We start from the raw sequence: 14,356 nt of genomic DNA, 5'->3' as shown, positions 1-14,356 counted from the left end.
GGGGGCGAGAAAATGACCAAATTTGCAGCTAACTTATCCATGCTATTTACTGAAGCAGAGTTTATGCAGCGCTTTAAATTGGCGGCTAAAAATGGCTTCAAAGCTGTAGAGTACATGTTTCCTTATGATTTTCCAGCGCAGTCTATCAAGCAAGAGTTAGATGAAAATAAACTGACTCAAGTTCTTTTTAACCTTCCTGCGGGTGATTGGAATGGTGGTGAAAGAGGCATTGCTTGTTTGCCTGAAAGACAAAAAGAGTTTCAAGAAGGCGTCAAAAAAGCAATTGAATATGCAAACGTCTTGAATTGTAAACAAATTAACTGCTTAGTGGGGCGTAAAGACCCATCCCTTAGTGAAGAACAAACGATGGAAACCCTCGTAGCAAATCTTCGTTATGCGGCTGAGCAGTTAGAAAAAGAGAATATACGTTTACTGGTAGAAGCCGTGAATACCTACGATATTCCAGGTTTCTATTTGAATAAATCAGCGCAGGTCGAAGATTTAATTAAGCGTGTCGGTCATGCCAATATTTACTTCCAATATGACATTTACCATATGCAGCGAATGGAAGGTGAGCTAACTGAGACAATGAAACGTTTATTAAAGCATATTTGCCACATTCAACTCGCAGATAACCCTGGCCGTCATGAGCCGGGAACGGGTGAGATTAATTATACCTATTTATTTAAACAGCTAGAACAAATGGGCTTCACAGGCTGGATCGGTTGCGAATATAAGCCTGCGACGACAACAGAAGCGGGTTTAGGCTGGATGAAACCGTATTTATAATTAGGAGAGTATCATGAAATTAGGCTTTATTGGTTTAGGAATTATGGGTGGCCCAATGGCGGCTAACTTATTAAAGGGTGGCCATGAGCTGGCTGTAAATACTCGTGGGCAAATCCCAGCTTATCTTACGGATGAAGGGGCAAAGACGTTTTCATCGGCTAAAGAAGTGACAGCAAACGCTGATATTATCTTTGTTATGGTGCCAGATACCCCCCACGTTGGGGAGGTACTATTTGGTGAGAACGGCTGTGCATCTACAGCGTTAAAAGGCAAAATCATTGTGGATATGAGCTCCATATCCCCGATTGAAACAAAAGAATACGCAAGAAAAGTCAATGAATTAGGCGGTCAGTATTTAGATGCACCGGTTTCCGGTGGTGAAGTTGGCGCTAAGCAAGGCACATTAAGCATTATGGTGGGTGGTGAAGACTCGACTTTCGCTAAGGTAAAACCGCTATTTGAATTAATGGGTAAAAATATCAGTTTGGTGGGCGGAAATGGGGATGGGCAAACCTGTAAGGTTGCCAACCAAATTATCGTTGCATTAACCATTGAAGCCGTTTCTGAAGCATTAGTTTTTGCGTCAAAAGCAGGGGCCAATCCTGCACGTGTTCGTGAAGCATTAATGGGCGGATTTGCATCCTCGCGTATCCTTGAAGTTCATGGCGAGCGCATGGTAAAACGCACATTTGACCCAGGCTTTAGGATCTCTTTACATCAAAAAGACTTAAATCTTGCTTTACAGGGTGCGAAGGCTTTATCGATGAGCTTACCAAATACCGCGACCTGTCAGGAACTCTTCAATTTATGTGCTGCACATGGCGGTCAAGATAATGACCATTCAGCCTTAATCAAAGCAATTGAAATTATGGCTAACCATAAATTAGGAGACTAATACTCAGTCTAATTGTTTGAATGTAATGATCCTCATGTTTTAAGTGTAAATGTAAGTAGTAAACAGTTTAACTAGTCGTTTATTTGCCCCATGTATCTGGGGCTTTTTTTGCATAGCATTAAGTGAATAAAAAAGAGGTAATATAATTAATGTATATTACCTCTATAAAATCTTATTTATCCTTTCTATTTTACAGCATCCCACTTAAATATATTTTCAAGGATAATAGAGATAATAATTCCCATTAATAACCCATTTGTGATGATAGGCCTTACCATCAATGGAATATCTTGCATGTAAGTTGGAGGAACACTCATCAAAAATATGCCAATAAAAATAGGTAAAGCAAGCCGATAAATATTGCGTGGGTTTAAATCTAAAATACGAATAAATAACAAAGAAGACCAAAGTAGAGGTAAGTAAGTGACCATCATCACGGTACTACTGATCACTAAAGGAAAGGTAGAAAAGAGCCCTGAAAAAACGGGAACGATACTAATAACAAAGAATAACAAACTACCAATAATAAAGGGTTTTTTACTAAAATCGTGGGTTTGAGTAATGAGCCCTATTGAAGAAACAAATGGCGCGAAAGGCACAATTCCTAGTGGTGAACAGGCAAAAGTGAGTGCACCCGAACTAATAAAACTACGACGATACATGGCTGGCGTTGCTGGCGAGTCTGGATGAAATAAATCTGTTCCCTTAATCGCACCAAACGTATTGGACGTATTTAGCAGTGAGGCAATAACACAGGTTGTGACAATACCATAATTGATAGTTTCAATTTTTCCGAGAGGGAAAAGCTGCCAGTCAATTCCACCCACGCCAGTTGAGTCACTTCGAAAGATAACTGAAAATAATAACCAACCCAATATTGAGCCAATCAGCACAGCATATTTATTAATATGACGAGGGAGTAAGACAATAATTCCAATGATCAACACCATGATAAATAAAGCTAACAAGAATGTATTGAAATTAATATGGACAACATCTGTTGTGGCACTAAAAGGTAAGCCCAACATCCCTTTTAGAAAAATAGTAATTAAGTTAGCGCCGAGTAACAGCATGAATACTGCCATCACGCCAGGCGAAAATAGCAGAGCCAAATACTTTCCTGCCCCACTCAAGCCGATAATGACAGTGATGATCCCTGCAATGGCAATTCCCACTGCAAAACTACCACCAATAACCTCTAATGGTGTTCCTTGAGCAGACTCTGCAAATGCAACAGATAAAATCGTTCCCCACCACAGCCCCGCAGGACCCTCCATGATAGAGCGTTTGTGTCCAAAAATAGCTTGAATTAAGCAAGCCAGTGATGTGGCTAAAAAAGCATACTGGGTAATTGTGTGAGTGGTGGCATTGCTCAGATGAAATGCAGATTGTAATGTAGGAGGTATAACGACTGTATTACAGAAAATAAAAAAGAACCATTGCAAGCCTGATAACACATTATCTTTGTTCAAACTAAACATAAATTACATCCTGTTATAAATAACAATACAGCACACCCAGTAAAGAGTGTGCTGTATTATTTACATCATATTACTGTTGGTGTTTTAAAATAAACTGCCCGATAGGCGTTTCACGAACACCAGTATTAATATCGTAGATAGTTTCTCCGCGTAAAATAGTGCGTGCAACTTGTGCACCTATTTTGCGTCCTACATAAGGGCTGACTTTATGGCGATACTCTAAATCTTGTGCTTTTAATTCATAAGGTGAGTTTGGCTTGATGAACACGAAATCTGCATCTTTACCAACGGTAATGGAACCTTTATGCTTAAGGCCGAAGATCTTAGCTGCATTAGTTGCCATTAATTTGGCAAATAATGGAAGCTCCATCCCACGTTTTTGCACAGCTTCATCAAACATCAAGTCAACACAGCTTTGCATCCCTGCAATTCCACCCCAAGCCTTGAATACATGACCCGCTTTCATATCTGGTGGGCATGGTGAGTGGTCAGAACCTAAACAGTCGATTTCACCATTAAACAGTTTCTCCCACATGCCTTCTTGGTTCGCTTCATCACGAATCGGTGGTGAGCATTTTGCTAAATTACCAATTTTTTCAAACTGATTGGTTGTTAAGGCAAAATAGTGAGGGCAAGATTCTGAGGTAACATCCTGTCCTTCATTGCGCGCCTTAGTCACTTCAGCGACGCCTTCAGGGCTACTGATATGGCAAATATGTATTGGGCAATTAGCTACTTTTGCCAGATATAACACGCGGCGAATTGCCTCAATTTCAGTATATACAGGGCGCGAGGCCACATAGTCGTGAGCGGTTATGCGTCCTTGAGCTTCAGCTTCTCGACCTAATTCATCACAGATTGATGCATTTTCACAGTGAACTAATACACGAGAGTCGTTAAATTTACTGATAATTTCTGCGCCACGTAAAAACTGAAAGTCATCAACATCACGGAAGTCATTATCGATAGTTTTGTCACCACAGGTGGCAATAAAGCATTTGAAGCCAACAACACCCACTTCATCTAGCTCGTGCAGTCTATCGAGATTATAAGAGACTAAACCGCCAAATTGGGCTGCATCTACTGACAGTTTACCTGCGGCAGCGTCGAATTTTATTTGAATACTTTCACGGTCAACGGTTGCAGGTAGCTGATTTAATGGCATTTCGATGATAGTTGTGATACCACCTTTTGCTGCTGAACGCGTCCCCGTTTCATAGCCTTCCCAATGTGTTCTCCCAGGCTCAGAGATGTGGGCATGAGAGTCAACCATACCTGGTGAAACGACTAGGCCTTCGGCGTTTATTTCTTCTTTTGCACCAGATAAACCAGAGCCAATAGCGGCAATTTTGCCATTTTTTACCGCGACATCTGTTTTAATTGCTTCGTTTTCAAGAATGACAGTACCGTTTTTAATGATTAAATCGTATGACATAGGGTATTCCTTAGATAAGATTATAATTTCATTTATTAACATTACTGTTCAGCGTGTTTTCAATATATTAAAACGGGCTGAATAGGGTATTTAATTCAGATTACACTGGGTTTTTTATGCCGATATCTGAATCATTCGTAGCTTTTACTTTATTTTCAACCACCTTAGTGGTGTCTTTTTTGAATAAAGAGTAGAGAACAAAGGCTAATATGACGCCAGCAAACCAAGACACTCGTGATATAGGCTCTAATACAGGAATGAATTTTCCACCAAGGGAGAAAATAACTGCAATAACAGTGACAACGAAAGCGGTAACATTAAATCCGTGCTCATAGAATTTGTAATCACCTGCACGGGTATATAAGACATCTAAATTAATGTTTGTACGCATTACGATGAAATAATGCGATAGCATGACACCAATAACTGGACCTAAAATACCGCCAATAATATCCAAGAAAGTATAAATACTGTCCTGGTTCTCAATTAATTTCCAAGGCATAATTAATACGCTGATAACACTGGCAATAATAACGCCGTGACGATAAGTGAGTTTGGATGGGTACAATGCAGCAATTTGGTATCCTGCAGGAATAATATTACCAGCAGCGTTGGTGGAAATTGTCGCCATCAGAATAACGACTACCGCAAAGAGTGAGGCATATAAACTATCCCATTTTTGAACAATATCGAGCACGTTCCATGTATCAACACCGTAGTGAATACTGGCGCCAGCTAAAATACATACGCTACTAATGGCAAAGAGCAAGTAAGCCACTAACAGGCCAGCGGTTTGTCCAATGGCTTGTTGTTTAAAACTAGTCGAATATTGTGTGAAATCAGAAGCATTTACTGCAGGAGCTGCCCAGACGGCGACAACACTATTAATCACGATAAAGAAAAAGAATACTTTACTTGGCGTTTCACTAATACCATTTGGGATGTAATCCAAAATAGGTTGAATGCCAACTAAAGAAACTGACCAAATTGCCATACCACCAAACAAAATATAAATACAAGGGTTAAGAATGGCAGTAAGTTTATTTAATACCTTGCCTCCACCTAGTCCTATGGCAACATTCATTGCCCAGAAGATGATGAAAACAATAAAGGCTGGAATGGTAACTCCCATATAGGTTTCACCATTGCCTATATTTAAAAATTCAGGCCAAATTTTCCCGATTAATATTAGTAGCGCTAATGAACCGGTAAAGCATTGTAAGCCAAACCACATAATAGCAGCAATACAGCCTCTTAATACACCAGGAAAGAGTGAGCCTTTAATTCCATAAGATGCCCGAAGTAGCATCGGGAATGGGATACCATATTTAGACCCCGCCGCACCATTCATTACCATAACGAAAGCGATGCATATTGCGCTTAGTGCGATGGCAAACATAATGTTTAAAGTAGAAAGGCCCAGAATAAAAAAACCGCCAACCATTAAATAATTTGGGACATTGTGTACAGAACCCATCCATAGCGTAAAGTAGTTAAATGTTTTCCATGTTCGTTGCTCCGGTGTTTTAGGTAATAAATCATCTGTATAACCACGTTCACGATAAATCTCTTTTTCTTCTGAATAGTTCATATATGAGTCCTTCCACGCATATAATTTAAATTTGAAAACGAGAGATTTAACTAATCGAATTTTTAATAAAGTAATAAAGTTATTGTTTTAAATTTTTAAATAATATTATTTTTTATATACACATCAACTTAATAACTAATGGTTTATATATAGTTATTAGCGTCAGTTTAATTAATTATATTGACTACCAAGGAATTAATTCTTGAACTCAATATAGCCACCGTTAACTGATGGATGCAATATAAATTTAAAAAATTTTTCCAAAAAATAGATCTGGAGCACTTTTAGTGATAAATACACTTAATAAACATTATGTTACAAAACATTTTGTTTTTTATTATTTCTTTTTTTGTTGTTTTTTTGAGATGTTTTGTTCAATTTAAGTTAATTTACTCTATTTTTGCTTGATTTTAATGAGGGTGGATTCATTTTAGGTTTGTTTTAATGTTTATTTATTTTTATTGCAAGCATAATCATTTGATTTTTATAGGTAAAAATAATTGGAAAATTTTTCCAATTAAATCTTTATCAATTGTTTTTTTTTGATACAATGGCGAATAGAAGTTAATGGCTATACTCAGTACTAAAACGTTTTTTAGGAAGTGGTGCTGAATATAATTCTCTCAATTTAATAAGCTAATCTATTTATCAGTAATATGCGCACTTTGTAAAAATGGATGTGTATTTTGATAACCGATAATATTTTTCGAAATTAACAATATTATTTAACTGATTACTTAACCGTTCTATAGGTAGCCATATATGAAAATTATCATAGCCCCTGATTCTTTCAAGGAAAGCATGAGTGCAGAATGTGCCGCAAATGCCATAACTAAAGGATTTAAAAGTGTATTCCCTGATGCCCAATATCTTTGTTTACCGATTGCTGATGGTGGTGAAGGAACCGTTGATGCATTGATTGCAGCCGCAGGCGGTGAGCGAGTATCACTTGAGGTTAAAGGCCCATTAGGGGATATGGTAAGTGCTTACTATGGTTTATTACATAATGGCAAAACCGCTGTTATCGAAATGGCTCAGGCCAGTGGATTAATGCTAGTTAGTCCAGAGCAGCGTAATCCAATGCTGACGACGAGTTATGGAACAGGTCAGCTAATTCAAGATGCACTTGAAAAAGGGGTGAAAAAAATCATCTTAGGGATTGGCGGTAGCGCAACCGTTGATGGTGGTGTCGGTATGCTTCAAGCCCTTGGTGTTGTTTTTTATGATAATCAACAAAATAAACTTGGTTTGGGCGGTGAAGTTTTAAATCATATCACAACGATTGATACGTCAAGTCTGTCTCCGCAATTGCAACACTGTACGATCGAAGTGGCTTGTGATGTTGATAATCCACTGGTTGGGGAGCGGGGTGCCGCGATGATATTCGGGCCACAAAAAGGGGCAACCGCTTCAATGGTATTGGAATTGGAAAAAGGCTTAAATCGTTTTGCTGAGGTTATCCAACAAACTAAAGGGCATGATTTTAGGCATTTATCTGGCGGAGGTGCTGCTGGTGGGATATCTGTTGCTGCCGCTGCATTTATGAATGCTCAGCTTAAACCAGGCATTGATATCGTTATTGATGCAGTGAAGTTAGAGCAAGAAATCCTTGATACCGACTTGGTTATTGTGGGGGAAGGTAGCATGGATGGGCAAACGGCAGGGGGGAAAGCGCCTTTAGGGATCGCCAAAGTTGCGGCCAAACACAATGTTCCTGTTATTGCATTAAGTGGCGTATTAGGTAAAGGCGTTGAAGCACTGCACCAAGAAGGTATCGATGCCTTTTTCAGTATTTTACCAAGGTTAAGCCCGTTAGATGAGGCGCTAAAGCAGGGAGCAGAAAACCTGCAACAAGCGGCGTATAATATTGCAAAAGTTTTACAGTTAGGTAAATCATTGTAGCCATTTCTAACATGGTGATAATGCATGTTGAATAATATCAATAATGCTTACCACAAAATAGATATAATCAATTTTAGTGTTTATTACGGGTATGATGTTAGGATGACTTTTTGAGATGATTGAATTAATCGTATATTTATGAGGATAAAAATAGTTATTCAACATGTAGAAAACGCAATAATGAAGTACTAGGGTGGTATAGCATCAATGGATAATTTAAGATTAAACTAGAAATAACCTCACACTTGCAGAGTTTTTATACCTAATATTAATATAAAACTTGCCGTTCCTGTTTATTACACCTTTGGCTAGTTATACTCAATAATTAACTAAAGGTGTGACTATATTATGTTTCAGTAGCTTGATTTAAGCAGAAAAATAAAATAATTACCTTCCGACAGAGTCGAGTTTTAAGGGCTCACTGCTATTGCTCCATAGCAAGTGCATAATATGGCTCCTCATCCTGTGGCAGAGGAGCTCGCTATTAAGTCATCAGTATTAAGTGCAGCGGAACTTTTCCGAGCATTACGCGAAGTGTCTCCTAAAAATACGATTTTGATTGAAGAATCCCCTTCTAATCTGGGTGAATTACACCGTGAGTGGCCGATTGAAGCGCCAGATTCGTTTTATACCTTTGCCAGTGGTTCTTTAGGCTGGAACTTACCGGCGAGTGTAGGTATTGCTTTGGGAGAAAAAGATAGCGGTCGTCATCGCCCCGTTGTTGCGGTAATTGGTGATGGCTCAATGCAGTATTCGGTGCAGGGGCTTTGGAGTGCCGTTCAGCAGAAATTGCCGATTGTTTTTGTTATACCTAAAAATAATGAATACGCGATATTGAAATCGTTCGCAGTGTTGGAAGAAACGCCGAATGTACCAGGGCTTGATATTCCCGGGTTAGATATTGTGGCATTAGCTAAAGGGTATGGGTGTTCTGCTATTCGAGCAGAGACAGCAGAGCAAGTCAAAGAGGCATGCAAGGAGGCTTTCAATCGACAAGGTCCAACAGTCATTGAAGTACCTATTTTACCGTCAATCCCGCCGTTAATTTAGTCAGCTATCCGCACTAATTTTAATCGCTCGCCTGATATTTAGGCGAGTTTTAAAAACTCATAATTGAACAGCAGAGTAACTTGAACACGCTATTTTGGTATCACCATCGATTGCACTCACAAAACGAAGTCGTTCATATGCGGACACTGAAGGTGGAATGATTTGCTCCCTTATTATTAATAGCGTGCAGACTGCTGTAATGTCCGATAATGGTGCAGAGCTGACATATAGATGGCGTATAGCTCTATACTGTTATTGTACCTGTTCGAATTCGAGCGGGTACACACAAATTACCCAACTAGCGATATCCCTCTTATCCCGGCTTCAATAATACTTCCCCTATCAGCCTTCTCAATAAAATCAGCCCACCATTGCATCATAGGGCGTCTTTGCTCTAAGTAATCACTGCAGTTATAGGTGCGTCTCACTTCTTTTTTATCAACGTGTGCGAGGGAGGCTTCAATCACATCAGGTGGAAAGCCTTGCTCATTGAGGGCGGTGCTGGCAATTGAACGTAGGCCATGTGAAACCAACATACAACCGAATCCAGTGCGTTTTAATGCAGCATTGACGGTTTAGCTGTTCATTGGTTGGGTAGGTTTAATACGGCTAGGGAAGATAAACTCACGATGACCACTGAGTGGTTTCATGAGCTCTAGTATAGCTAAAGCAGCGTCAGATAATGGAACAGTGTGCTCACGGTGGTTTATCTTCATTATAGCAGCGGGTATCTTCCATTCCTTAGTTTCAAAGTTGACTTCGTCCCAACGGGCTTTCGCGGGGCGGGATATGCCCCAAAACTTTGTTTGGTCCTTTGTTTTGTATAAAGGCGGTAGTAACGGAATTGCCATAACTTGCTTGCGCTAGATTTGATTAACAGTGTGAGTCCATCAGCGTCATATAGCTGATAGTCCTTATCTTGTGGTTTAGCAGCTTAGATTTCGGTATCGGTTAATGGCTTAGTTTTTCTTGCCATGAAAAATCTCCATGCGTTTAGGCCCAACAAAGATGTTAGTTTTTTTCGTTGGGCCTATCAATGGGCCTAAAGGAATTAGCTTGTGTGGGATAAAATAGGACAGTGCAGGATATAAAAAAGCCCGCAACTCGCTGGCGGAGTCTGAATTCGTCGCTTAACTAAATGATTTTATAGTGCTAATGTTCAATTCAACTTTTCAAAAGTGCCTAATAAGGTGCCTAAAAATGAATTAGTTTATTTCTTGAGTCTATGATTACTTAAATTCACGTAAAAAACTATATTTTTTTCGGTTAGCTTTAAATAAGGTATAATTTTTCATATTGGAAATATTCATAGTGGCTGTAATACTATTAATTCTCTAATAACCTTCAAGGTTTATTCATTATTGGCTCTTGTATAAAACATAATGGATGTTGTTCAGGATATGAATAATGTTGTTTAAAACCTAGAATAACATCCTTAGTTCTTACGGTATTGAATATTATTGGCCATAATTTAAATTAACCAGAAACTTTAACTTATTGATAATTATTGTGAAATGTGGGTTTTACTGAAGGTAAATTATAATTAGTCTATTAGAAATTAAACTAAAAAAGGCCCACATGCCTAATGCGGGCCATAATATTTTTCGGTTAACATAAGTTTTAATATCTATCTTCATTAATTGAGACGTATTCATATAGATATTAATAGTACCTTCGATAGATTCATTGGTGTAATTTTAACTAATCTGTTGTTTTTTTTTAAAGAAAATCAGAAAGTTCTGGTGATAAATTTTGGCTGCCCATTTTAGGTGATGGCGTTTGCTGGTTACGATTTGGCTGGGGAACGTACTTTGCTAGAGTGAGTGCCGTTGAAATGGTTACTGCGAGATTATCAATCAGTGGAACACTTACTCGCTCATGAAGGATTGCGGGGAAACCTGCGAGTGCAGCTCCCCCCAAAATGACACAGGATGCCCCATCTTTTTGTGCACAGGTATCGCTGAGTTTCACTATCATTTCATAAGCTTTATCTGGATTGTTAACGATTTCTGCGCCTGTCATTGAAACAGTTCTCACGGAAGCTAACCGGTTTGCTAGGCCAAAATTTTCAACTTGTTTTCCAAACTGCTTACGTTGAGCATTTGACTGTAGTTGTACTAAATCTTTACAACTATAAATGCCAAGATCGAAATCAACGCCTTCATACTTTAAGTTTCACTGTGATGGAAAGGTAATGTCGTAGTTCTTTGAATTAGAATATTGATTTGAAGTGATGGCACTTTGACAATTGATACTAACTGTTACAAACGATACCGTGGTTTATGCTATGCTTTTAAAGTTCATAAATAATCCCAATAGTGATTTTTTCTTTATGTAGCCATAAGTAAGTCTTAAGGTTACATTTATTTGTTTTCGAGTATTATCTTTCGGTTTTATAAACCCTTGGCCCGCAAGATTATTAATTTGTTTACCGAATACTTTACCTGTGGTACCTCCAATTCCACCACCGATAATTATGCCAACACTAGGGAGGATGAATGAACCGATGATTGCACCTGCTTTGGCTCCTACAACAAATCCACCTACGTTTGAAAAGAAGAAGAATTAGGCTTGATAGTGTTGCATTACCTTTACGGAGTATCTAAATGTAGTATTGCAAAAAATAGAAACTGAGTGAAGGACGAATTCGTCAAATGATGAAAGTCGCTGAGGGCTTTGTTGATGGTTGTTTAGCTATGCTGGATGTGACTCTAGAAATGGATAACGAGGTAGTTAATAAAGTAAAAGTGATAGATAGTAAAAAGGTATTAGTGAACTACGCAAATTTGATGCTATTGTGATAAGAGTGAATGCGTTGCAACCAAAATCATAGAATGAAATATCGGAATGCGGGGTTCTTTATTGCCTCACCATTTTATCTTTAATAATATTATCGACCTAAATTAAATAGATATCGGATGTTCATATTTAATGAGGGATAATTAAATGAGTAGATTATTCTCAGTAGTACTAACCATCTCAATTATGGCTGTATCAAGCAGCACTTTAGCAGCGGAGAGAGATCTGAATAAGGAGGAAGAAGCAAAGGTAGTTAGCCTAATAAAAAACCACCTTAAATTACCAGCATCTGTAAAGTTTAAACTCGGCAAAATGATTGCTAATCCATATGATGCATACTGCGGGTCATTCGCTGAATCAAATAAAGAGACAATCCCTTTTATTCTTTCAATGCCTGCGCCTATAGGTCAGATTGACTTACGTCGAGTTGTCCTCGTTGGTGATAATGAATACAAGTACAACAGTATTATTGAGCAATGTGCAGGGTATGGATATAAATTAAATTAATGCTGTACGGCGGCCTTGAAAAAAATAAATACCACTCCGATTTACTTAATCATGGCGTCCCATACTAGGTAAATCTGGATTGCGGTATAGAGCCGTCAGCAATGGCGGTTTTTTTGCTTTCTGATTATTAATCGCGCTAATTTATAGTTGATGTGTTATAGTGTCTAAGTTATCATACCTCATTGCAATAAAAAGCAAATCTTGCACTTGCGAGTTTTTATCTAAACAATAAATGTGGTATCCAAGGGAGTAACTCCCAAGGAGCTCCTCATGAAATGGTCAACCTTCTATAGGCGCGTTGTGATATTCTCACAGAATATGATTATTGCTGTTGTAATGGTTGTGCTATTCATTCTTTTTGTTTCCTATCTGACCAATCTAGCTAAATAACTTTATACCGCCATTAGCTCAACAGGAAGACCAATTAGTCTTAGCAAAACTAAGAGTCGGGGTTAGATGCCTCGATGGCGGTTCATATTAGCTGTACCCCTTTGTATATAAATGGGAAGGCATATTAACTATTACATTCATGCGACAGCGAAATTACACAAGAGTTATCAAATTCATAAAGTTGAATGCTTCCTTTTCATTGTGGAAAATACTAAAGCCACTTTATACCAGTAATAGCCTGATGTAATGAACGAAAGGGGTGCAAGATTTGTGAATATCCGGCAAAAGGATAGATATAAAGTTTATAGATTAATTGTAAGTCAAAAGCATATCTAAATAAGATATGCTTACATTTATGTAGAAGTCATTAATAGATTGGAGGATTAAATTACGGCATCAAGAATTTTACTAAGAGTCTCATGGCGTATAGCAGAGCCCTTTTCCGCTTCTGAATCTCCATTTTTAGCGATGAGGTTATTGTACTCATAAGCTCTTAACTTAACTCGCGACTTTTGCTCATTGCTTAGCTGGTGAATAACCATAGTTAACAGTATTTCTATGGCACTATTTTCAGCCTTAATCTCATCAATCTGAGAAACCAACTCATTTAAAGATAATTCATTGATTGTGCTAGACATACAATTCATTCCTTGTTTACGTTGGTGATTAAATTATACACAAGTTAGTGGCATTAGGGAATGAAATAACCACTCAGTCTGAAGTGGTTACATGCAATGGGAACCTAAATAAATACACTCTCAGTATGTGCCTCTACAACACCATTTCTAACAACAAAATATTCCATAAATTATTACAAGAACTGCGCATTGCGTGGCCTTTTTCTATTTAAGAAAGGTAGTTATGAGTCGAAATATCAGAAATACATGAACTCCCCGAATATCTATGGTAAAGGCTGACCGTAGTTTAGAAGAACGAATAAAAAAATTAGAAAAACAGCTCACTGAAATGCAAGCAGCGATGAGCTGTAAATTAGTATCTAGTATTGACTCTATCAATATTTTAGAGCTAAAAAATATTGCTTGTCGGATAGGACCACTTTAGCTACTAGAGCAACTTGCTCTGCTACAAGTAAATATTTATTCAATTCGAAAGTCTTGTTTAGAAGTTGAAATAACTACTATTTTTTATCTTCGTTTGCTGGCGGATAGACTGGCCCCTTAGATCTCCAGACAGTTGGTATCACTTAAATTAGTGATAATCTTAATACTAGTTTTTAGACTAGTTCTTGGAGATAACATGATCGAGATATTAGGTCCTGAACGCAGAAAACGACGTTCCCCATAAGAAAAAATGGCCATTGTTCAACAAAGCTTTGAGTCAGGTATGAGTGTTTCCATGGTTGCTCGACAACATGGTGTCGCGGCAAGCCTGCTTTTCCTTTGGCGTAAACAGTATCAAGAAGGAGGCCTGACCGCGGTAAACCTAATGGATTAACGACAGTAAAGAATCTTGCGGCAGCCTTCGAGCATTACAATGAATGGCATCCTCACCGTGAA

Annotated in this window: 11 protein-coding genes and 3 pseudogenes; 7 read left to right on the top strand and 7 right to left on the bottom strand. The window is 38.3% G+C overall.

What is annotated here, in order from left to right; translation table 11 throughout:
* Positions 1-12: 12 nt before the first annotated feature.
* Positions 13-789, top strand: a complete 777-nt coding sequence (gene hyi, locus AC4IFO_RS05005) for a hydroxypyruvate isomerase (RefSeq protein WP_490732313.1) — start codon at positions 13-15, stop codon at positions 787-789.
* 13 nt (positions 790-802) lie between these two features.
* Positions 803-1,684 (top strand): 2-hydroxy-3-oxopropionate reductase, encoded by an 882-nt coding sequence (gene glxR, locus AC4IFO_RS05000; RefSeq protein ID WP_490732311.1) that lies wholly within the window; start codon positions 803-805, stop codon positions 1,682-1,684.
* Between the two features lie 185 nt (positions 1,685-1,869).
* Here glxR and AC4IFO_RS04995 read toward each other — a convergent pair whose 3' ends face one another.
* The 3 genes from AC4IFO_RS04995 to AC4IFO_RS04985 form a co-directional block, all read right to left on the bottom strand.
* Entirely contained in the window at positions 1,870-3,165 is a 1,296-nt protein-coding gene (locus tag AC4IFO_RS04995) for a uracil/xanthine transporter (protein ID WP_490732309.1), read from the bottom strand.
* Between the two features lie 70 nt (positions 3,166-3,235).
* Positions 3,236-4,600, bottom strand: a complete 1,365-nt coding sequence (allB, locus tag AC4IFO_RS04990) for an allantoinase AllB (protein WP_490732306.1) — start codon at positions 4,598-4,600, stop codon at positions 3,236-3,238.
* Positions 4,601-4,700: 100 nt separating this feature from the next.
* Positions 4,701-6,191 (bottom strand): allantoin transporter, encoded by a 1,491-nt coding sequence (locus AC4IFO_RS04985; protein WP_490732304.1) that lies wholly within the window; start codon positions 6,189-6,191, stop codon positions 4,701-4,703.
* A gap of 762 nt (positions 6,192-6,953) precedes the next feature.
* On the opposite strand from AC4IFO_RS04985, the gene AC4IFO_RS04980 reads away from it, so the two are divergent.
* Both AC4IFO_RS04980 and AC4IFO_RS04975 read left to right on the top strand, forming a co-directional pair.
* Positions 6,954-8,093, top strand: a complete 1,140-nt coding sequence (locus AC4IFO_RS04980; RefSeq protein ID WP_490732302.1) for a glycerate kinase — start codon at positions 6,954-6,956, stop codon at positions 8,091-8,093.
* Between the two features lie 450 nt (positions 8,094-8,543).
* Positions 8,544-9,143, top strand: coding sequence for a thiamine pyrophosphate-dependent enzyme (locus AC4IFO_RS04975; RefSeq protein WP_490732300.1), 600 nt, complete (start codon positions 8,544-8,546; stop codon positions 9,141-9,143).
* 290 nt (positions 9,144-9,433) lie between these two features.
* Here AC4IFO_RS04975 and AC4IFO_RS04970 read toward each other — a convergent pair.
* The 3 genes and pseudogenes from AC4IFO_RS04970 to AC4IFO_RS04960 all read right to left on the bottom strand — a co-directional run.
* A pseudogene (locus tag AC4IFO_RS04970) lies at positions 9,434-10,119 on the bottom strand (tyrosine-type recombinase/integrase).
* Positions 10,120-10,862: 743 nt separating this feature from the next.
* Positions 10,863-11,282, bottom strand: a complete 420-nt coding sequence (locus AC4IFO_RS04965) for an aspartate/glutamate racemase family protein (RefSeq protein WP_490732429.1) — start codon at positions 11,280-11,282, stop codon at positions 10,863-10,865.
* A 141-nt stretch (positions 11,283-11,423) separates the two neighbouring features.
* Positions 11,424-11,672, bottom strand: a pseudogene (locus AC4IFO_RS04960) (glycine zipper domain-containing protein); the annotation flags it as partial.
* Between the two features lie 125 nt (positions 11,673-11,797).
* Between AC4IFO_RS04960 and AC4IFO_RS04955 the strand changes: the two are divergent.
* The gene (locus tag AC4IFO_RS04955) at positions 11,798-11,944 is read left to right on the top strand and encodes a hypothetical protein (RefSeq protein ID WP_490732298.1); all 147 of its coding nucleotides are present in this window, start codon (positions 11,798-11,800) and stop codon (positions 11,942-11,944) included.
* Between the two features lie 145 nt (positions 11,945-12,089).
* Positions 12,090-12,449, top strand: coding sequence for a hypothetical protein (locus tag AC4IFO_RS04950; RefSeq protein ID WP_490732296.1), 360 nt, complete (start codon positions 12,090-12,092; stop codon positions 12,447-12,449).
* A 773-nt stretch (positions 12,450-13,222) separates the two neighbouring features.
* Here AC4IFO_RS04950 and AC4IFO_RS04945 read toward each other — a convergent pair.
* Positions 13,223-13,477 carry a hypothetical protein gene (locus AC4IFO_RS04945; protein ID WP_272536583.1) on the bottom strand — a complete coding sequence of 85 codons (255 nt, stop codon included), beginning with the start codon at positions 13,475-13,477 and terminating at the stop codon, positions 13,223-13,225.
* 673 nt (positions 13,478-14,150) lie between these two features.
* Between AC4IFO_RS04945 and AC4IFO_RS04940 the strand changes: the two are divergent.
* A pseudogene (locus AC4IFO_RS04940) lies at positions 14,151-14,279 on the top strand (transposase); the annotation flags it as partial.
* Positions 14,280-14,356 lie beyond the last annotated feature (77 nt).

Source organism: Providencia sp. UF-224, from assembly GCF_058245955.1.
The sequence above is the reverse complement of the archived record's forward strand: the minus strand, read 5'-3'. Positions and strand labels throughout refer to the sequence as shown.

Excerpts from the sequence above, each read along its gene's own strand:
- AC4IFO_RS04945 (WP_272536583.1), bottom strand. The coding sequence starts at position 13,477 with ATGTCTAGCACAATCAATGAATTATCTTTAAATGAGTTGGTTTCTCAG.
- AC4IFO_RS04975 (WP_490732300.1), top strand. The coding sequence starts at position 8,544 with ATGGCTCCTCATCCTGTGGCAGAGGAGCTCGCTATTAAGTCATCAGTA.
- AC4IFO_RS04955 (WP_490732298.1), top strand. The coding sequence starts at position 11,798 with ATGATGAAAGTCGCTGAGGGCTTTGTTGATGGTTGTTTAGCTATGCTG.
- AC4IFO_RS04985 (WP_490732304.1), bottom strand. The coding sequence starts at position 6,191 with ATGAACTATTCAGAAGAAAAAGAGATTTATCGTGAACGTGGTTATACA.
- AC4IFO_RS04950 (WP_490732296.1), top strand. The coding sequence starts at position 12,090 with ATGAGTAGATTATTCTCAGTAGTACTAACCATCTCAATTATGGCTGTA.
- glxR (WP_490732311.1), top strand. The coding sequence starts at position 803 with ATGAAATTAGGCTTTATTGGTTTAGGAATTATGGGTGGCCCAATGGCG.
- AC4IFO_RS04980 (WP_490732302.1), top strand. The coding sequence starts at position 6,954 with ATGAAAATTATCATAGCCCCTGATTCTTTCAAGGAAAGCATGAGTGCA.
- hyi (WP_490732313.1), top strand. The coding sequence starts at position 13 with ATGACCAAATTTGCAGCTAACTTATCCATGCTATTTACTGAAGCAGAG.
- allB (WP_490732306.1), bottom strand. The coding sequence starts at position 4,600 with ATGTCATACGATTTAATCATTAAAAACGGTACTGTCATTCTTGAAAAC.
- AC4IFO_RS04995 (WP_490732309.1), bottom strand. The coding sequence starts at position 3,165 with ATGTTTAGTTTGAACAAAGATAATGTGTTATCAGGCTTGCAATGGTTC.